This is a genomic window from Eubacterium multiforme (assembly GCF_030813415.1).
GTDB lineage: Bacteria > Bacillota > Clostridia > Clostridiales > Clostridiaceae > Clostridium > Clostridium multiforme.
The window spans coordinates 101656-120425 of sequence record NZ_JAUSUF010000005.1; the positions used below are offsets into that span (position 1 = coordinate 101656).

At 28.5% G+C, this 18770-nt stretch carries 21 protein-coding genes; all 21 read left to right on the forward strand.

The genetic code is table 11. From position 1 onward, the window contains the following. Nucleotides 1-38: 38 nt before the first annotated feature. Nucleotides 39-896, forward strand: a complete 858-nt coding sequence (cdaA, locus tag J2S18_RS08930; protein WP_307485927.1) for a diadenylate cyclase CdaA — start codon at nt 39-41, stop codon at nt 894-896. After that, nucleotides 863-2140 (forward strand): CdaR family protein, encoded by a 1278-nt coding sequence (locus tag J2S18_RS08935; RefSeq protein WP_307485929.1) that lies wholly within the window; start codon nt 863-865, stop codon nt 2138-2140. Before cdaA ends, J2S18_RS08935 begins: the two co-directional genes overlap by 34 nt. An 11-nt stretch (nt 2141-2151) precedes the next feature. After that, complete coding sequence (locus tag J2S18_RS08940; RefSeq protein WP_307485932.1) at nt 2152-3747, forward strand: NAD(P)/FAD-dependent oxidoreductase; 1596 nt, start codon at nt 2152-2154, stop codon at nt 3745-3747. A gap of 225 nt (nt 3748-3972) precedes the next feature. Then, entirely contained in the window at nt 3973-4881 is a 909-nt protein-coding gene (ptb, locus tag J2S18_RS08945) for a phosphate butyryltransferase (protein WP_307485934.1), read from the forward strand. 31 nt (nt 4882-4912) lie between these two features. After that, the gene (gene buk, locus J2S18_RS08950; RefSeq protein ID WP_307485937.1) at nt 4913-5980 is read left to right on the forward strand and encodes a butyrate kinase; all 1068 of its coding nucleotides are present in this window, start codon (nt 4913-4915) and stop codon (nt 5978-5980) included. A 282-nt stretch (nt 5981-6262) separates the two neighbouring features. Beyond that, the gene (locus tag J2S18_RS08955; protein ID WP_307485939.1) at nt 6263-6952 is read left to right on the forward strand and encodes a lytic transglycosylase domain-containing protein; all 690 of its coding nucleotides are present in this window, start codon (nt 6263-6265) and stop codon (nt 6950-6952) included. Further along, complete coding sequence (locus J2S18_RS08960) at nt 6942-7364, forward strand: YaaR family protein (RefSeq protein WP_307485941.1); 423 nt, start codon at nt 6942-6944, stop codon at nt 7362-7364. The genes J2S18_RS08955 and J2S18_RS08960 overlap by 11 nt, the downstream gene beginning before the upstream one ends. An 11-nt stretch (nt 7365-7375) precedes the next feature. Then, nucleotides 7376-7684 (forward strand): FliM/FliN family flagellar motor switch protein, encoded by a 309-nt coding sequence (locus J2S18_RS08965; RefSeq protein WP_307485944.1) that lies wholly within the window; start codon nt 7376-7378, stop codon nt 7682-7684. 133 nt (nt 7685-7817) lie between these two features. Next, nucleotides 7818-8087 carry a flagellar biosynthesis anti-sigma factor FlgM gene (flgM, locus tag J2S18_RS08970; RefSeq protein WP_307485949.1) on the forward strand — a complete coding sequence of 90 codons (270 nt, stop codon included), beginning with the start codon at nt 7818-7820 and terminating at the stop codon, nt 8085-8087. Between the two features lie 5 nt (nt 8088-8092). Next, the gene (locus J2S18_RS08975) at nt 8093-8500 is read left to right on the forward strand and encodes a flagellar protein FlgN (RefSeq protein ID WP_307485951.1); all 408 of its coding nucleotides are present in this window, start codon (nt 8093-8095) and stop codon (nt 8498-8500) included. A gap of 9 nt (nt 8501-8509) precedes the next feature. Further along, on the forward strand, nt 8510-9808 hold the full coding sequence (flgK, locus tag J2S18_RS08980; RefSeq protein ID WP_307485954.1) for a flagellar hook-associated protein FlgK: 1299 nt from the start codon (nt 8510-8512) through the stop codon (nt 9806-9808). An 11-nt stretch (nt 9809-9819) separates the two neighbouring features. Continuing rightward, nucleotides 9820-10734: a flagellin N-terminal helical domain-containing protein gene (locus J2S18_RS08985; protein WP_307485957.1), complete on the forward strand. Its 915-nt coding sequence runs from the start codon at nt 9820-9822 to the stop codon at nt 10732-10734. A 10-nt stretch (nt 10735-10744) separates the two neighbouring features. Beyond that, nucleotides 10745-11122, forward strand: a complete 378-nt coding sequence (gene fliW / locus J2S18_RS08990; protein ID WP_307485960.1) for a flagellar assembly protein FliW — start codon at nt 10745-10747, stop codon at nt 11120-11122. A gap of 1 nt (nt 11123) precedes the next feature. Beyond that, nucleotides 11124-11336, forward strand: coding sequence for a carbon storage regulator CsrA (csrA, locus tag J2S18_RS08995; protein WP_307485962.1), 213 nt, complete (start codon nt 11124-11126; stop codon nt 11334-11336). A 10-nt stretch (nt 11337-11346) separates the two neighbouring features. Further along, nucleotides 11347-11733, forward strand: coding sequence for a flagellar export chaperone FliS (gene fliS / locus J2S18_RS09000; protein ID WP_307485965.1), 387 nt, complete (start codon nt 11347-11349; stop codon nt 11731-11733). 16 nt (nt 11734-11749) lie between these two features. Then, complete coding sequence (fliD, locus tag J2S18_RS09005) at nt 11750-13240, forward strand: flagellar filament capping protein FliD (RefSeq protein WP_307485967.1); 1491 nt, start codon at nt 11750-11752, stop codon at nt 13238-13240. A 14-nt stretch (nt 13241-13254) separates the two neighbouring features. Continuing rightward, nucleotides 13255-13578, forward strand: coding sequence for a flagellar protein FliT (locus tag J2S18_RS09010; RefSeq protein WP_307485970.1), 324 nt, complete (start codon nt 13255-13257; stop codon nt 13576-13578). Nucleotides 13579-13689: 111 nt separating this feature from the next. Further along, a complete protein-coding gene (locus tag J2S18_RS09015) occupies nt 13690-14850 on the forward strand; it encodes a flagellin N-terminal helical domain-containing protein (RefSeq protein ID WP_307485973.1) in 1161 nt (386 codons plus the stop codon). Between the two features lie 91 nt (nt 14851-14941). Next, on the forward strand, nt 14942-16096 hold the full coding sequence (locus J2S18_RS09020; RefSeq protein ID WP_307485976.1) for a flagellin N-terminal helical domain-containing protein: 1155 nt from the start codon (nt 14942-14944) through the stop codon (nt 16094-16096). Nucleotides 16097-16159: 63 nt separating this feature from the next. Next, complete coding sequence (locus tag J2S18_RS09025; RefSeq protein WP_307485979.1) at nt 16160-17323, forward strand: flagellin N-terminal helical domain-containing protein; 1164 nt, start codon at nt 16160-16162, stop codon at nt 17321-17323. 74 nt (nt 17324-17397) lie between these two features. Then, nucleotides 17398-18561 carry a flagellin N-terminal helical domain-containing protein gene (locus J2S18_RS09030; protein WP_307485982.1) on the forward strand — a complete coding sequence of 388 codons (1164 nt, stop codon included), beginning with the start codon at nt 17398-17400 and terminating at the stop codon, nt 18559-18561. The last annotated feature ends 209 nt before the right edge of the window (nt 18562-18770 follow it).

Consider the following 18770-nt stretch of genomic DNA (forward strand, 5'->3'; position numbering starts at 1 on the left):
TAATTTAGAAAAGACACAATAAATAAGGGGTGAAACTGATGCAGGAATTTTTTATTGAAGCAATAAATTCAATTAAGCATATATCAATTTCTTCAATATTAGACATTTTAGTTGTTTCGTATATTTTTTATAAAGGTTATATGCTTATAAAAGAAACTAGAGCAGAACAGCTATTGAAGGGGATTTTATTTATTATAGTATTAATTCCTATAAGTTATGTTTTAAAGTTAGATATGCTTTATTTCATTTTAAGTAAGACATTAACAATAGGAGTTCTTTCTGTAGTAATTATATTTCAGCCAGAAATTAGACGTGCACTTGAACATTTAGGAAGAAGTGCCTTTGATGAAACACACACAATTACTAATTCTAAAGAGAGAGAAGCTATAATTGATGAAATAGTAACAGCAGTAGAGGATTTAGCAGAAACAAAAACAGGTGCATTAATTGCAATAGAGCAAAAGACAGGACTTGGAGAAGTTTTAGGATCAGGGACTATAATAGATGCTGAGGTAAGTTCAGCCCTTTTAGAGAATATATTTGTTGTAAATACCCCTCTTCATGATGGAGCAACAATTATAAGAAAAGATAGAATTTATGCTTCTGGATGTGTGTTACCTTTGACAAATAATAATGGCATAAACAAGAAATTAGGTACTAGACATAGAGCCGGTATAGGTCTATCAGAAAATTCAGATGCATTAGTAATAATTGTTTCAGAGGAAACAGGAACAATATCACTAGCTATGGGTGGAAGACTTACAAGAAATTATGATAAAGAAAAGTTAAAGAAAACTTTACTTAGTATAATGCAAGATAATGAAAATAAGAAGGTAAAATCAGCTGGAGAGAAGGTGAAAGCATGGATAAGGGGAATACAAAAAAACAAACGTTAATTATAAAGTTAGTATGTGTACTATTATCCTTTGGATTATGGCTTTATGTAACTAATATTCAAAATACAACAAGATCATATACTTTAAAGGGAGTGCCAGTTAAAGTAACAAATACGGCTGCCTTAAAGGAAGATGGGTTAGCATTAGCACCTAATCAAACCTTTTCTGTGGATTTAGATCTTGAAGGATATTCAAAATATATTTATGCAGCAACCAAAAGCCAATTTTCACTTTCAGCTAATCTTGGAGAATATGCATTAAAGCAAGGTGTTAATAATATACCAGTCCAAGTAAAAAATTATCCAGATGAATTGAACATAAAAAATAATGGGAACTTAGTAATTAAGGTTAAACTTGAAAAGTTAATAACTAAGCAATTTAATACAATATCACAGGTTAATGTAAGTTATGCTAAAGGTGTTTATAAGCAAAAAGAACAATTCAATTCTGAAAAAGTTCAAGTTTCAGGACCTCAAAGTGCTGTGGATAAAGTTGCAAATGTTGCCTTAGTTGGAACCTTAGAAAGTGTTAGTGAAAATATAACTAAGGAATTGCCACTTAAAGCATTAGATTCATATGGAAATGTAGTTGAAGGGGTTACCTTAAGCAAAAATGTAGGAACTATTAGTATAAATGTTAATAACGGAAAATCAGTTGATGTTACAACTGAATTTACAGGTTCAGTTCCAAATGGATATAAATTAGTTAGTACAAATCCATCAAAAACTTCTGTTCAAATAGTAGGTGATGAAAAAGCTATAGCCTCTGTAAATTCTTTGAAAACTGAGTCTATAAATTTATCAAATATTACTAGTGATACAGAAAAGAAGGTAAAGATAATTTTACCTAATGGAGTTAATGTAAGTGATGGAAACAATTATATAACAGTAAAGATTAATGTAGAAAAGGTAGGAGATAATGAAATATCAAAGAATCTAGAAGTTCCTGTTAATTACACAGGACTTAATAGCAATTTAGAGATCTCTAATGAAACAAAGACAGTTAAAATTACTATACAAGGAAATAAAAGTGATATAAATAATTTAAGTTCTAGTAATTTTACATGTAATTTTGATTTGAGTAAATTCAAAAATGAAGGAGACTTTGAAGAGCAAGCTAATGTTAAAATGACAGGCTCTAATTCTAATGTATCAATATCAAATTCAGGTACAGTAAGCTTTACTTTAAAGAAAAAAGAAAGTCCAAAAGATAATAAGAGTACTTCAAATAAAAAATCAGTATAGGGAGAAATTTTATGGCAATAAGAATAAATAATATTATTCTAAGTATTGAAGAAGATAAGGCATTACTTAAAAAGAAAGCAGCAAAAAAGTTAAGAATAAAGGAAAGTGATATACATTCACTTAAAATAATAAAAGAAAGTATAGATGCAAGAAAAAAAGATGATATTAAATTTAATTATTGTGTTGATGTAAAGTGTGACAATGAGAAAAGCATAGTAAAAAAAATCAATAACAATAATGTAAAATTAGAAGATGAAAATAAAGAAGAAAAATTTATATATGGAAATAAAAAATTAAAATCAAGACCAGTTGTTATTGGCTTTGGACCAGCTGGAATATTTGCAAGCTTAACTTTAGCAAAGCATGGTTATAAACCAATAGTCTTTGAAAGAGGAGAAGATGTGGATAAAAGAACTGAAACTGTGGAAAAGTTTTGGGAAACTGGGGAGTTAAATTTAAATTCAAATGTTCAGTTTGGAGAAGGTGGTGCAGGAGCCTTTTCAGATGGAAAGTTAACAACTAGAATAAAAGATAAAAGATGTTCATTTGTATTAGAAGAGTTTGTTGAAGGTGGAGCACCAGAGGAAATAACTTATGTTGGAAAACCTCATGTAGGTACAGATATATTAAAAGATGTAGTTAAAAATATAAGAGAAAAGATAAAAAGACTAGGTGGAGAAGTTCATTTCAATTCAAAACTTGAAAAAATAAATGAAGAAGATGGTAAGTTAAAAAGTATAGTTGTAAATGGAAAAGAAATACCTTGTGATTGTTTAGTTTTAGCAATAGGCCATAGTTCAAGAGATACTTATGAGATGTTATATGACAATAAAGTATTAATGGAACAAAAAGCTTTTGCAATAGGAGTTAGAGTAGAACATCCACAGGATATAATAAATAAAAGCCAATATGGAAAATATGCAAATCATCCAAAATTAAAAGCTGCTGATTATAGATTAACTTATCAAAGCAAGAAGGAAAATAGAGGAGTATATTCATTCTGTATGTGTCCGGGAGGAGTTGTAGTTGCTGCAGCTTCAGAGGAAGGAAGACTTGTTTCAAATGGAATGAGTTATCATGCTAGAGATTTAGAAAATGCAAATTCTGCATTAGTTGTAACAGTTGGACCAGAAGATTTTAAAGGAGATCATCCACTAGCTGGAATGGAATTTCAACGATATTATGAAAGTCTGGCATTTAAATTAGGTGGTGGAAATTATAAAGCGCCAGTTCAACTTATTGGAGATTTTCTAAATGATAAAAAATCAACAAAGTTAGGAAAGGTTATTCCTACATATAAGCCAGGATTTGAATTTAAAGAACTTAAGGAGTGCTTGCCAAAAGCTGTAGTAGATACATTAAAGGAAGGAATTTTAGTTTTTGGTAAGAGAATAGATGGATATGATATGTATGATGGAATTTTAACAGGGATAGAAACTAGAACATCAGCACCAGTTAGAATTTTAAGAGATGAAAAACTTCAAAGTGTATCAATAAAAGGATTATATCCAACAGGTGAAGGTGCAGGTTTTGCAGGAGGAATAATATCTGCAGCTGTTGACGGAATAAAAGCTTCAGAGAGGATAATGGAGGAATATACATTATAATCATAGAAAATTAAAATTATGTTTACATTAAAGGTGGATTTATCCACCTTTTTTTTGTAAAAGAATTTTCTGACAACTTGCCTTTTATATGAAAAATCTGATACAATATAACTGTTAAATTGTTATAAAATTAACGATAAAAAATTAACAATATATGGTGAGTAATGTATTTTAAGTATATGAAAATAATTATTTTAAAATATAGATATAAGAGGTGCGTTATAAATGAGTAAAAATTTTGATGAGTTGTTATCAAAGGTTAAAGAACTTAAACAAAAGAAAGTTGCTGTAGCAGTTGCTCAAGATGAGCCAGTATTAGAAGCTGTAAAATCAGCAAAGGAACAAGGAATTGCTGAAGCTATATTAGTTGGAGATAAAGATGAAATTAAAAAAATCGCTGATAAGATAGGAATGGATTTATCAGGATATGAAATAATGGATGAAAAAGATGCTAAGAAAGCAGCACTTTTTGCAGTTCAACTTGTTTCAAGTGGAAAAGCAGATATGGTTATGAAGGGATTAGTTGATACTGCAACATTTTTAAGAAGTGTTTTAAATAAAGAAGTAGGATTAAGAACAGGAAAGCTTATGTCCCATGTTGCTGTTTTTGAAATTGAAGGAATAGATAGATTAATATATTTAACAGATGCTGCATTTAATACATACCCTGATTTAAAGGCTAAAAAGCAAATTATAGACAATTCAGTTGCAGTAGCTCATGCTTGTGGACTTGCTATGCCAAAGGTAGCTCCAGTTTGTGCAGTTGAAGTTGTAAATCCAGATATGCCAGCAACATTAGATGCTGCATTATTATCAAAAATGAATAATAGAGGACAAATAAAGGGCTGTATAGTTGATGGACCTTTAGCACTTGATAATGCTATTTCAGAAGAAGCAGCACATCATAAGAAAGTATCAGGACCAGTTGCAGGAAAGGCAGATATTATAATGCTTCCAAATATAGAAACTGCAAATGTTATGTATAAATGCTTAACTTATACAGCAAAATCAAAAAATGGTGGATTATTAGTTGGAACATCAGCTCCAGTTATATTAACTTCAAGAGCAGATTCTTTTGAAACAAAAGTTAACTCAATTGCATTAGCAGCTTTAGTTGCTGAGTCATTAAAGTAATAGATAGGATATTTAGGAGGTAATTAAAGTTATGTCATATAAATTATTAATTATAAACCCAGGCTCAACTTCAACAAAAATAGGAATTTATGAAGATGAAAAGGAAGTTTTAGAAACTACTTTAAGACATTCATCAGATGAAATAGCAAAATATGCTACAATATTTGATCAATTAGATTTTAGAAAAGATATTATTTTAGAAATATTAAAGGAAAAGAATTTTGATATTAATGAATTAGATGCTGTTGTTGGAAGAGGTGGAATGCTTAAACCAATTCCAGGTGGTACTTATAAAGTAACAGAAGCTCTTATAGAAGATTCAAAAAAAGGTGTTCAAGGACAACATGCTGCAAATTTAGGTTCAATATTAGCTAATGAAATAGCAAAACAAGTTAATGTACCAGCATTTATAGTAGACCCAATTGTTGTAGATGAATTAGAACCAGTTGCAAGAATTTCAGGTATACCAGAATTACCAAGAAAGAGTAAGTGTCATCCATTAAATCAAAAGGCTGTTGCTAGAAGATATGCTAGAGAAAATAACAAAAAGTATGATGAAATAAATCTTATAGTAGCTCATATGGGTGGTGGAGTTTCAATAGGAGCTCATAAGTTAGGAAGAATTGTTGATGTTAACAATGCTTTAGATGGAGATGGTCCATTCTCACCAGAAAGATCAGGAAGTGTTCCTGTTGGAGATTTAGTAAAAATGTGCTTTAGCGGAAAATATACAGAAGCTGAAGTTTATAAAAAGATATTAGGAAGAGGAGGCTTTGTTGCTTACCTTGATACTAATGATGCTAGAGATGTATTAAAGAAAGTTAGCGAAGGTGATGAAGAAGCTAAATTAATATATGATGCATTTATATATCAAATATCTAAAACAATAGGAGAAATGGCTACTGTATTAGAAGGAAAAGTAGACAAAATTCTTCTAACAGGTGGAATAGCTTATTCAGAAAAAGTTGTTAATGACATAACTAAGAGAGTTGGATGGATAACAGAAGTTAAAGCTTATCCAGGAGAAGATGAATTACTTGCATTAGCACAAGGTGCAATTAGAGTATTAAGCGGAAAAGAAGAAGCTAAGATTTACTAATAAAAATTGAAAAAGTAGTAATAGTTAAGGAGAAAAATAAACTTATTAGTTTATTTTTCTCCTATTTTTAATGCAACAAAAAGTATAATATATATTTGATGCATTAAATAGTAAAGTTTTTAAAAGGTTTTGAATTATTATAATTATTAGAAGGTGAATTGGTTCTACAAATGCTAGTACCATGGCTTTTTTTAGATAGGAATATGATTAATTTAATTAAAAGTATTAAGTTATCTTAAAAAATTCCGTATAATAAGGTTATAAATGTTTTGAGGTGATATAGTGATAAATGGAATAAATGATATGGGGTTATTTATAAATAGTTTAAGTGGATTTGGAAATTCTAATGGAGAATCAAAAAGTAATATTTTTGAAACAGTAATGATAAGTTTATTAAGTGCCATAAGTGAGAAAAATAAAACTGTTGGGAGTATAGAAGATAAAGTATCTATAGAGGATATTATTGGCTCTTTAAATAGTTGTAAATTAAATGGTATAAACATGAACAGTTTTTCTAAAAATATTAATTTGGATGATATTAATATTAGTAGCTTAAGTAAAAAAGATAGAATAAAAAATGCTATAAATACTTGTGGTGAAAAATATGGTGTAGATAAAAATTTAATTAAGGCAATAATTAAAGTAGAATCTGATTTTACCCCAAATACTGTTTCATGGGCTGGGGCAAAGGGACTTATGCAGCTTATGCCTGAAAATTGCAAAAGTTTAGGTATAGTTGATCCTCTTAATATTGAACAGAATATAGATGGTGGAGTAAGACATATTAAAGAATACATAAAAAGATATAACGGAGATGTTAAAATGGCATTAATGGCTTATAATGGAGGTCCTACTAGAATGGCAAATAGAGGAGTTAGATCCATAGATGATATATATAAAATGCCAAAAGAAACTCAAAATTATGTTAAAAAAGTAATGAATTATTATAAAGGATTGCATGATGAAAATTAATGGAATAAATACAAAAAAAACCATAAGTATTAAAGAAAAATCTAGTACAACAAAAAATGATTTTTCAGGTAGCTTTATGAAATCATATAAGTCTTCAAGTAAAGAGCAGCTGGAAAATTACATAAAAGAAATTAAGAAAAAAGGTACTAGACTAATTGTAAGTAAAAATTATGCTGATGTAAAAAGTTATAAAAACACAATTAAACAATACTTAGAAACTATTGTTCAATATACATATACGCTTAACAAAAATATTGGTTTTTTTGAAAATAAGTATTATTCAACAGTTGAAACTATAAATGAAAAGTTAGAATCTTTAACTGCTAAAGTATTAGAAGAAGAAAAGGAAAACTTAGATATAAGTTCTACAATAGATAATATACAAGGTCTTTTGGTAGATTTATATAGATAAAGGAGAATTTTATGATTGAAGGAAAAAAGGAAGATTTATACGAAGTAGAATTTGATACTTTACAAAAAAAAGAAGTAGAGGAATTTGAAGATAAAGGAATTTTATTAAATTCTAAATTAGATATAAGCGTAACTATAGGTAGCAGCAAAAAAAGTATAAAGGAAATACTATCTCTTAAAGAGGGAGATGTAATAGAACTTGAAAAAACTATAGATGAGGATTTAGATATTAACATCAATGATAAAATGATAGCTGACGGAGAAAGTCTTAAGTTTGGAAATAAAATTAGTGTAAGATTAAGTTCTTTAAAAAAGAATTGAACTAAAGATATAGGTGTGGAGAAAATATAGTCTGCACCTATTATTTTTTTGTTAAATATAAAAAAGGACTAAATTAATTAGTTAATTAGCCGATAATTAATAATAGATGAATAAAAAAAGTTGGGGGCATAATATGAAGATAGATTCTATTAGAAGAAATAATATGATAAATGTATATAAAAAACAAAAGCATTATGAAAATAAAACTGTAACAAAAAAAGAAATGAAAGATAAAGTAGAGATATCTGATGCTGCTAAATATTTAAATAAAATAGTAAATGATAATGAAAATATTAATTTGGATAAGATTAATGATATAAAAAATAGAATAAATAATGGAACTTACAAAATTGATAGTAAAAAAATAGCTAAAAAAATGATTGAAAGTATTAAAGGAGAGTAATTTAAATGGATTCTAGCTTAAAACTAGTAATTTTTGAAGAAAAAAGAATCTTACAAGAATTAATGAATTTATTAGATAAGCAGTATAATTTAATTTTATCTGATGAAGTAGTAGCTTTAGATAAAGTAAATGAGGATATAGAATTAATAGGAAAAAAATTAGCAACTATTGAAATTAAAAGAAGAGACATAATTAAAGATAATGATTTTAAAGAAATAATTGAAAATAGTTATGATGAACATCTTAAAGATGTTTATGAAGAAGTTAAGGGGCTACTTAAAGATATAGAGTTACAAAAGGATACTAACTCTACTCTTATAAAGCAGAGGTTATTTTTTGCAAATAAAATGATAGATGTTATAAAGCCTTCAAAAAATATAGGTACGTATAATTCGTATGGAAATGTAAGATAGGAGATTATTATGACAGGTTTATTAGGAACTTTACAAACAGCAAAATCAGGAATGATTGCAAGTAAAACAGCAATACAAACAACATCACATAATATAAGTAATTTAAATACACCAGGGTATACAAGACAAAGAGTGGAACAAACAACAAGCAGACCATATACTGCAATTGGTTATAATAGTCATCACGGTCCAGGTCAACTTGGAACAGGTGTAACTGTTAATGATGTAACAAGAATAAGAAATTCTTTTTATGATTTTCAATTTAGAAGTGAAAGTCATGAGTATGGAGAGGTAAGTGTAAAGGCTGATTATTATAGAAATATGGAAAATGTCTTTGACGAACCATCAAAAAATTCAATATCAGCATCTATTAATGATTTTTTTAATTCTTTAAATGAATTATCTAAAGATCCAAATAGTGTTGGAGCAAAAAATGTGGCAATAGAGAAGGCAAAGTTTTTAAGTAATAACATTAATAGTGTTAATTCTAAACTTGAAACATTAAAAGAACAATTAAATTCTCAAACAGAGGGAATTGTTTCAGATATAAATAATAAAATCTCAGCAATAAAGGAATTAGATAAGAACATAAAATTAATTCAAGGGGCTGGGAAATCACCAAATGATTTATTAGATCAAAGAGATAATCTTATGGATGAATTAAGCTTTAAAATAGATGTAAATGATGATTCAGTTAAAGCTGTATTTGATGTGGAAGGTAAGGATGCTAAGGCTCAAGCTGATGATTTAGAGGCTTTACAATCTAAAATAAAAGAAAAAAGTTTAAGCGGTGAACTAAGTGGAACTAAAATTATGAAAGCTGAAATAGAAAAATGCCAAAATAAATTAAGAACATTAGCTAACGCTATAACTTCAAATATAAATAATGTTTATAAAGGTAAAGAAAATATATTTGTAGCAGGAAAAAATGGAAAGCTTATTGATGTAAATCCTAATATTATAAAAGATGCATCTAAATTAGAAATGACATCTAGTAAATCATTAGAATTATATGATATACAAAATAAAAAAGTAAATATAGATGGGGAAGATATTACTATAGGAAGTTATTATAATGGTACTATTCAAGAATTAGGACAATCTTCTCAAATAGCTAAAAAGCAAGCGTTTAATAATAATAAGCTTTTACATAGCATAGATAAATCTAGAATGAGTATTTCAGGTGTTTCTATGGATGAAGAAATAGTAAATTTAGTTCAATTACAGCACGCTTATAATGCAAGTGCAAAGGTAATTTCAACTATAGATTCATTATTAAATGTAGTAGTAAATGGATTAATTAAGTAGGGGGATAATATATGAGAATAACAAATAACAGTATTATGAGCAGCTATTTAAGAGATGTTCAAAATAATCTTCAAAATATGGATGGAATAAATGAAAAGTTAAATACAGAAAAACAAATTAATAGGATATCTGATGATCCATTTAAAACAGTAAAAATACTTAATATACAAAATGAAATACAAAATACTGAAAAATATAATTATAACTGTGATGAAATTACAGGTTGGCTTGATATTACTGATGAGTCTTTAGATAGAATTGCTAATCTAAGTAGTGATATTAAAACTAAGTTAACATCTATAAGCGGAGCTTTTGGTAAAAATGAAATAGCAGCTGTTAGAGCAGAGGTTAACGAAAAGATTAAACAAATAGGAGAAACCCTAAATACAACATATGCAGGAAAGTATATTTTTGGTGGACAACTTACAGATGCTAAACCTATAAACACTAAAGTAGATGAAAATGGAATTATTTCATTTTCAATAGAAAATAAAGATAATGAAGAATTAAATAAAAAGCTAACTAGTGCAATTTCTAGTGGACTTAATATAAGTTATAACCTTACAGTTAATGATGTAACTGGAGGAGAAGAAGGATTAAAATTATTTGAAGAGTTAAGTACAGCTTTAAATGGGGATTCTGTAGATACTGAAAAGATAGGGAAATTATCTACTAAAATAGATAACTATATGAATGATATATTAAACAATAGATCAATTGTTGGAGCGAGAACTAATACAATAGATAAAGTAAAAGAGACAAATGACGAAAATATTTTATCTATGAAAAAAAATTATTCAAATATACAGGATGTAGATTTTTCAAAGGAATATATACATTTAAAAGAGTCACAAATGGTATATATGGCAAGCTTACAAGTTGGAGCTAAATTAATTCAAGGTACTTTATTAGATTATTTAAGATAGGAGATATTTTATGAAAGTAGTATTTGAAAAGGGAATTCCAGGATTCGAAAATATTAATGAATTTGAAATTAAAGATTTAGAAAATAATAATAAGTTTAAAATTGTTGAATCTTTAGGTAATGAAGTAAGTTTTGCAACTGTTAATCCTTTTGAAATTTATAATGAGTATGAAATTGATTTAAATGATGAAACTATTAAAGAGTTACAAATAGAAAACCCTAAGGATGTGTTACTTTTAACTATCATAACTTTAGGAAAAACTTTAGAAAGTAGCACTATTAATTTAAAGGCGCCTTTAGTTATTAATATTAAAAATAAACTTGGTAGACAATTTATAATACAAGGGGATAAATATAATACTAAACATCCTTTAGTTAGGAGAAATTAATATGTTAGTAGTTACAAGAAAAAAAGATGAATCTATATTAATTGGTGATGATATAGAAATTAAAATAACTAAAATAGAAGACGGCAGTGTAAAAATAGCTATTGAAGCACCAAAAGATATTACTATTCTTAGAAAAGAAGTATATGAGAGAGTAAAGGAAGAAAATAAGAAGGCTGTTAGGGGTAATTTAGATTTATTAAAAGAGCTAAAATAGGAGGACTAAAATGTATAGCAGTAGTAATAATCCATATAATGCATATAAAAGTAATACTGTAAACATGGCATCTAAAGATCAACTTCTTTTAATGTTAGTTGATGGAGCAGTTAAATATACAAAAATAGCAAAAATGGCTATCCAAAATAAAAATATAGAAAAGGCACATAAGGAGTTAGTAAGAGTACAAGATATATTTACAGAACTTATGGCAACTTTAGATAGAAGTTTAGGAGAATATTTTGAAAATCTTTTTAAAGTATATGAATTTATAAAAGATAAGTTAGAAGAGGCAAATCTTAAAAAGGATATAAATATAATAGATGAAGTACTACCCCTTATTGAAGAGGTTAGAAACACTTGGTATGAAGTAAGCAAGAAAGCAAAGGGATTATAAAAGGGAGGGTAAAAAAATGCCACAAATAAATTCAGCCAGTAATCAAACAACCAATACAAATAGAATAACAGGTATGGCAACAGGTATGGATATTGACCAAATGGTAAAGGGTATGGTTGTAAAGGACCAAGCTAAAGTAGATAGCGAAGAACAAAAGCGCCAAATAAATGAATGGAAACAAGAAAAGTATAGAAATGTCATTAAGGATGTTAAAGGATTATATGACAAATATCTTTTAGCAGGTTCTAAAGATTCAATGATGGTTAGTAAAGTGTATAGCACAATGGCTATAAATAGTTCTGATAGTTCAATAATAAGTGCAACAGCTGGACTAGATGCTGCTAGCATTAATTATAATTTTAAGATAGATAAGATAGCTAAATCAGCAGAACTGCAAAGTTCTAAGGCTAACTTAACTATAGATACAAAACTATCTGATTTAGGACTTACTGACACTAAAATAAAAATAAATGGTATAGATATTGATTTAAAGGATGCAAAAAATATTAGTGACGTAATAAAAGTTATTAATAGTAAATTTCCTAAAAATGAAGTACAAGCTTCCTTTAGTGAAATGACTGAAAAATTTACTATAAAAACTAATAAAACAGGAGTAAATTCTGAGCTAACATTTGAAGGAGAATTATTTGAAAAATTAGAATTAAAAGATGGAGATAAATTAGTTGGAAATAGTGGAACTGTAAAAGGAAGTAATAACCTTGTAAAAGTTTTTGACATAGAAGGTAAAGAAATAAGAACTATAGAAAAGGAAAGTAATACTTTCACTATAGACAATATTACATATAGTGTAAATGGAGTAAGTAAAGAGAATATTTCAATGACTTCAAAAACTGATACCTCAAGTGCAGTGGAGAAGATGAAAGACTTTGTTGATGAATATAATAAAGTTATTAAAGGTATTTATGATTCAATAACAGAGAAGAAAGATAGAAATTATAAACCTCTTACACAAGCACAAAGAGATGATATGAGTGAAGAGCAAATTAAAAAGTGGGAAGATAAAGCTAAAAAAGGTATCTTAAGAAATGATAAAGAGATGCGACAATTTATGGATAAAATTAGAACATCAGTATCAGGTGTTATAGAAAGTACTGGATTCACATTAAGTGATATTGGAATAAAACCAAGTTCTAATTATAACAATCAAGGTCAATTAAATCTTGATGAAGATAAATTTAAAGAGGCATTAGAGAAAAATGGAGAAAATGTATTTAAAACTGCAACAGAGGCTTTTTCTAATATTAAAGATATAACCTACAATTATGCAGGAAGTTCTTCAGGATTATTTGTAAAGAAAGCTGGAATGAATAATTCATCTACAGCAGTAAATAATCTTTATTCAGAACAAATAAGAAAACAAGAAATACATATAAAAGAACTAAAGGCAAAGATGCAAAAGAAAGAAGATAAGCTTTATAAAAAGTTTGCACTTTTAGAATCAAATATGACTAAAATTAATGCACAGTTAAGTTATCTTATGAAATAATAGAGGATTTTAATATGATAAATTTATATAAAAATATTTCTTTAGAGATTCTAAAACTTTTAAATGAAGATGATATAGATAATGAGAAATTAGAGTATAACATAGAAAAAAGACAAGAGATTATTGATAGTTTAAGAAATGAAGATTTAGAAAGCTTTAAGAACCATTATAAAAATTCTGAAATAATAAAAATAGATAATGAAATAAAAAATTTATTAGGAAAGAAAATTATAGAAGTTAGAAAAGAATTAAATTCATATAAAACTAAAAGAAGTGTAAATACTGCTTATGTAAATATGAATAAGAACAATATGAATATTTTCTCAAAAAAAGTATAAAGTAATAAATTTATTTACCGATATGTATAATAGGTTATATTTTAGGTAAATATTGCTTATAAAAAAGACAAGGATGTCGAAAAAAATTAAATACTAAGGAGAGTAAAAATTATGAGAATTAATACAAATATGAATGCTATGACAGCATTAAACGCAATGAGTAAAAATACAGCATTAGCTGGAACAGCAATGGGAAAAATATCTTCAGGATTAAGAATTAACAAAGCTGGAGATGATGCAGCAGGACTAGCAATATCAGAAAAGATGAGAAGTCAAATTAGAGGATTAGATCAAGCATCAAGAAATACTCAAGATGGAGTATCAATGATACAAACAGCAGAAGGTGCAACAGAAGAAATCGGAAACATTACTCAAAGAATGAGACAACTTTCAGTACAAGCATCTAATGAAACAAACTCAGGATCAGATAGAGCAAAGATCGTTGCAGAGTTAACTCAACTACATGGAGAAATAGACAGAATATCAGGTTCAACTCAATTTAATGGTAAAAACTTATTAAATGGAGAAACAAAAATTGGATCTAAAGGAAAATTCACTATAAATGATGGACATGTTATAGAAGGAATAGATGCAAGTGACATTAATAAAGCTGGAGATATTAAATTAACTTTGGCAAATGGAACATCAGGTGGTAAGAAAACTAAAGCTACTTTAACAATTAGTGGAATTGATTTTGTGAAAGATGATATTGATGTTACTACAGCAGGCAAACTTGATAAGGATATTAATATAACATTAACTTCTACAGGTGGAAAGAATATTGTACTTAAAGTAGGTAAGCAAATAGATTCAACTGGTAATATTGGAAAAACAGAATTGGTTGATGTTAAGGGAAAGCAAATCAACTTACAAGTTGGAGCTAACGAAGGACAACAATTAACAGTTCAAATTAATAATCTAGGAACAAAATCATTAGGAATAGAACAAACAGATATAGATGCAATGAAGGCTGATGGAGAAAAAGGAACTAAAGCAGCACAAAGCATGATAACTACTTTAGATAATGCTTTAGAAACAGTAAACACTTCAAGAGCTAACTTTGGAGCAGTACAAAACAGATTAGAAAGTGCTCAATCAAACCTAAGCACATCAAGTGAAAACTTAACAGCAGCTGAATCAAGAATAAGGGACGTTGATGTTGCAAAGGAAATGATGACATTATCAAAATTCAATTTATTAACACAAGCATCACAAGCAATGGCAGCACAAGCTAAAAACCAACCAGAAGGTGTAATGCAACTTTTAAGATAATTAATAGTGAAAAATAGTTATTTAAGCTAAAAATAAAATATAAAATACGGACAAGGATGTCAAATCTAAAATACTAAGGAGAGTAAAAATAATGAGAATTAACACAAACATGAATGCTATGACAGCATTAAACGCAATGGGAAGAAATACAGCATTAGCTGGAACAGCAATGGGGAAAATATCTTCAGGATTAAGAATCAATAAAGCTGGAGATGATGCAGCAGGACTAGCAATATCAGAAAAAATGAGAAGTCAAATTAGAGGATTAGATCAAGCATCAAGAAATACTCAAGATGGAGTATCAATGATACAAACAGCAGAAGGTGCAACAGAAGAAATCGGAAACATTACTCAAAGAATGAGACAACTTTCAGTACAAGCATCAAATGAAACAAACTCAGGATCAGATAGAGCAAAGATTGTTGAAGAGTTAACTCAATTACATGATGAAATTGATAGAATATCAGGTTCAACTCAATTTAATGGTAAAAACTTATTAAATGGAGAAACAAAGATTGGTACTGTTGGAACAATGACTACAAATGATGGTCATACTATAGAAGGAATAGATGTAAGTAGTATTGATAAGGCAGAAGATATTAATGCTACATTATCAGCATCTAGTAGTAATACTAAAGTAAGTATAAGTATTAATGGTATTACTTATGAGAAGGATAATGTAACTAGTAAAGCAGGAGCAGGAAAACTTGATAAGGATACAAGTGTAATATTAACTTCTAAAGATGGGAAAAATATTACATTTAAAGTAGGTACTCAATTGGATAAAACTGGAAAGGTTGCACAGATAAAAGTAAGTGATATTCTTGGAAAACAAATTAACTTACAAGTTGGAGCTAATGAAGGACAACAATTAACAGTTCAAATTAATAATCTAGGAACAAAATCACTAGGATTAGAACAAACAGATATAGATGCAATGAAGGCTGATGGAGAAAAAGGAACTGAAGCAGCACAAAAAATGATAACGACTTTAGATAAAGCTTTAGAAACAGTAAATACTTCAAGAGCTAACTTTGGAGCAGTACAAAACAGATTAGAAAGTGCACAATCAAACTTAAGCACTTCAAGTGAAAACTTAACAGCAGCTGAATCAAGAATAAGGGACGTTGATGTTGCAAAGGAAATGATGACATTATCAAAATTCAACTTATTAACACAAGCATCACAAGCAATGGCAGCACAAGCTAAGAATCAACCAGAAGGTGTAATGCAACTTTTAAGATAATAAAATTAACATAAATATAGTGACAAGGATGTCAAATTTAAAATACTAAGGAGAGTAAAAATTATGAGAATTAATACAAATATGAATGCTATGACAGCATTAAACGCAATGAGTAAAAACACAGCTTTAGCTGGGACAGCAATGGGAAAGATATCTTCAGGATTAAGAATTAACAAAGCTGGAGATGACGTAGCAGGACTTGCAATATCAGAAAAGATGAGAAGCCAAATTAGAGGATTAGATCAAGCATCAAGAAATACTCAAGATGGAGTATCAATGATACAAACAGCAGAAGGTGCAACAGAAGAAATTGGAAACATAGCTCAAAGAATGAGACAACTTTCAGTACAAGCATCTAATGAAACAAATTCAGGATCAGATAGAGCAAAGATCGTTGCAGAGTTAACTCAACTGCATGGAGAAATAGACAGAATATCAGGTTCAACTCAATTTAATGGTAAAAATTTATTAAATGGAGAAACAAAGATTGGGGAAAATGAAACTTTTGTTCCTAAATCAGATTATGTTATAAAAGGATTAAATTTAAGTGAAGTTACTAAATCAGCAGATGTAAAAATAACTTTAACAAATGGATCATCTGCTAAACAAACTACTATTACTGTAGTAGCAAATGGAAAAACTTTTACAGGAACAGATCTTGCTATGTCTGTACAAGGAACTTTTGATGCAAATAAAGAAGTAACGTTAAAAGATACAAGTGGAAATGCTATTAAACTTGAAGTAAGCAAGGCAAAAACATCAGCAGATAATGGTGAAATTATAGAATCTAAAAAAATTGATATACTTGGAAAAGAAATTAATTTACAAGTTGGAGCTAATGAGGGACAACAGTTAAAAGTTCAAATTAATAATTTAGGAACAAAGTCATTAGGAATAAATCAACCTGATATAGATAAAATGAAGGCTGATGGAAAAGAAGGAACAGCTGCAGCGCAAACAATGATAACTACTTTAGATAAAGCTTTAGAAACAGTAAATACTTCAAGAGCTAATTTTGGAGCAGTACAAAACAGATTAGAAAGTGCACAATCAAACTTAAGCACTTCAAGTGAAAACTTAACAGCAGCTGAATCAAGAATAAGGGACGTTGATGTTGCAAAGGAAATGATGACATTATCAAAATTCAACTTATTAACACAAGCATCACAAGCAATGGCAGCACAAGCTAAGAATCAACCAGAAGGTGTAATGCAACTTTTAAGATAATAAATAAAAATACTTATTTAAGCTAAAATATCGACACGGATGTCAAATTTTAAATACTAAGGAGAGTAAAAAATATGAGAATTAATACAAATATGAATGCTATGACAGCATTAAACGCAATGGGAAGAAATACAGCATTAGCTGGAACAGCAATGGGAAAGATATCTTCAGGATTAAGAATTAACAAAGCTGGAGATGACGCTGCAGGACTAGCAATATCAGAAAAGATGAGAAGCCAAATTAGAGGATTAGATCAAGCATCAAGAAATACTCAAGATGGAGTATCAATGATACAAACAGCAGAAGGTGCAACAGAAGAAATTGGAAACATAGCTCAAAGAATGAGACAACTTTCAGTACAAGCATCAAATGAAACAAATTCAGGATCAGATAGAGCAAAGATCGTTGCAGAGTTAACTCAACTACATGGAGAAATAGACAGAATATCAGGTTCAACTCAATTTAATGGTAAAAATTTATTAAATGGAGAAACAAAGATTGGCGAAAATGAAACATTTAATCTAAAAACAGGTTACACTATAAAAGGAATAGATTTAAATGATGTTACTAAGGTATCTGATGTTAAATTAACAGTAGCGAATGGAACAGGTCTTAAACAAACTAATGTCACTTTAGAAGTTTCTGGAAAAACTTATGAAGCGAAAGATTTAAGCATGACTACACAAGGAGAACTTGATGCTAAAACTGAAGTTGTATTAAAAGATAAAAATGGAAATACTGTTAAACTACAATTGGATACCAAAATGTCAGCAGGAAGTAAGAGTGATATTGTAGAATCTAAAAAAACTGATATACTTGGAAAAGAAATTAATTTACAAGTTGGAGCTAATGAAGGACAACAATTAACAGTTCAAATTAATAATCTGGGAACAAAATCATTAGGAATAGAACAAACAGATATAGATGCAATGAAGGCAGATGGAAATAAAGGAACTGAAGCAGCGCAAAAAATGATAACTATTTTAGATAATGCTTTAGAAACAGTAAATACTTCAAGAGCTAACTTTGGAGCAGCACAAAACAGATTAGAAAGTGCACAATCAAATTTAAGTACTTCAAGTGAAAACTTAACAGCAGCAGAATCAAGAATAAGAGACGTTGATGTTGCAAAGGAAATGATGACATTATCAAAATTTAACTTATTAACACAAGCATCTCAAGCAATGGCAGCACAAGCTAAAAATCAACCAGAAGGCGTAATGCAACTTTTAAGATAATATTATAAAAAATTATAAAGGATAAGGCTTCTAGCTTTATCCTTTTTTATATTAAGAAAAATATAAATTTATGGCTATGTTTTAAATCGACACTTAACTAATAAATAACGAAACATTATTTGTTAATTAGTATAACTAATTAAGTTACAGAATATTAAACATAAGTTGTTAAAATGAACAAAAAAAGAATAAAATAGTATATATATGAA

Bases quoted from the DNA above. Each gene is read 5' to 3' on its own strand.
- J2S18_RS08985 (WP_307485957.1), top strand. From the start codon at position 9,820: ATGAGAATAACAAATAACAGTATTATGAGCAGCTATTTAAGAGATGTT.
- J2S18_RS08960 (WP_307485941.1), top strand. From the start codon at position 6,942: ATGAAAATTAATGGAATAAATACAAAAAAAACCATAAGTATTAAAGAA.
- J2S18_RS08935 (WP_307485929.1), top strand. From the start codon at position 863: ATGGATAAGGGGAATACAAAAAAACAAACGTTAATTATAAAGTTAGTA.
- buk (WP_307485937.1), top strand. From the start codon at position 4,913: ATGTCATATAAATTATTAATTATAAACCCAGGCTCAACTTCAACAAAA.
- cdaA (WP_307485927.1), top strand. From the start codon at position 39: ATGCAGGAATTTTTTATTGAAGCAATAAATTCAATTAAGCATATATCA.
- fliD (WP_307485967.1), top strand. From the start codon at position 11,750: ATGCCACAAATAAATTCAGCCAGTAATCAAACAACCAATACAAATAGA.
- J2S18_RS09015 (WP_307485973.1), top strand. From the start codon at position 13,690: ATGAGAATTAATACAAATATGAATGCTATGACAGCATTAAACGCAATG.
- J2S18_RS09010 (WP_307485970.1), top strand. From the start codon at position 13,255: ATGATAAATTTATATAAAAATATTTCTTTAGAGATTCTAAAACTTTTA.
- J2S18_RS08975 (WP_307485951.1), top strand. From the start codon at position 8,093: ATGGATTCTAGCTTAAAACTAGTAATTTTTGAAGAAAAAAGAATCTTA.
- fliS (WP_307485965.1), top strand. From the start codon at position 11,347: ATGTATAGCAGTAGTAATAATCCATATAATGCATATAAAAGTAATACT.
- flgK (WP_307485954.1), top strand. From the start codon at position 8,510: ATGACAGGTTTATTAGGAACTTTACAAACAGCAAAATCAGGAATGATT.
- flgM (WP_307485949.1), top strand. From the start codon at position 7,818: ATGAAGATAGATTCTATTAGAAGAAATAATATGATAAATGTATATAAA.
- ptb (WP_307485934.1), top strand. From the start codon at position 3,973: ATGAGTAAAAATTTTGATGAGTTGTTATCAAAGGTTAAAGAACTTAAA.
- J2S18_RS09020 (WP_307485976.1), top strand. From the start codon at position 14,942: ATGAGAATTAACACAAACATGAATGCTATGACAGCATTAAACGCAATG.
- fliW (WP_307485960.1), top strand. From the start codon at position 10,745: ATGAAAGTAGTATTTGAAAAGGGAATTCCAGGATTCGAAAATATTAAT.
- J2S18_RS09030 (WP_307485982.1), top strand. From the start codon at position 17,398: ATGAGAATTAATACAAATATGAATGCTATGACAGCATTAAACGCAATG.
- csrA (WP_307485962.1), top strand. From the start codon at position 11,124: ATGTTAGTAGTTACAAGAAAAAAAGATGAATCTATATTAATTGGTGAT.
- J2S18_RS08965 (WP_307485944.1), top strand. From the start codon at position 7,376: ATGATTGAAGGAAAAAAGGAAGATTTATACGAAGTAGAATTTGATACT.
- J2S18_RS08940 (WP_307485932.1), top strand. From the start codon at position 2,152: ATGGCAATAAGAATAAATAATATTATTCTAAGTATTGAAGAAGATAAG.
- J2S18_RS09025 (WP_307485979.1), top strand. From the start codon at position 16,160: ATGAGAATTAATACAAATATGAATGCTATGACAGCATTAAACGCAATG.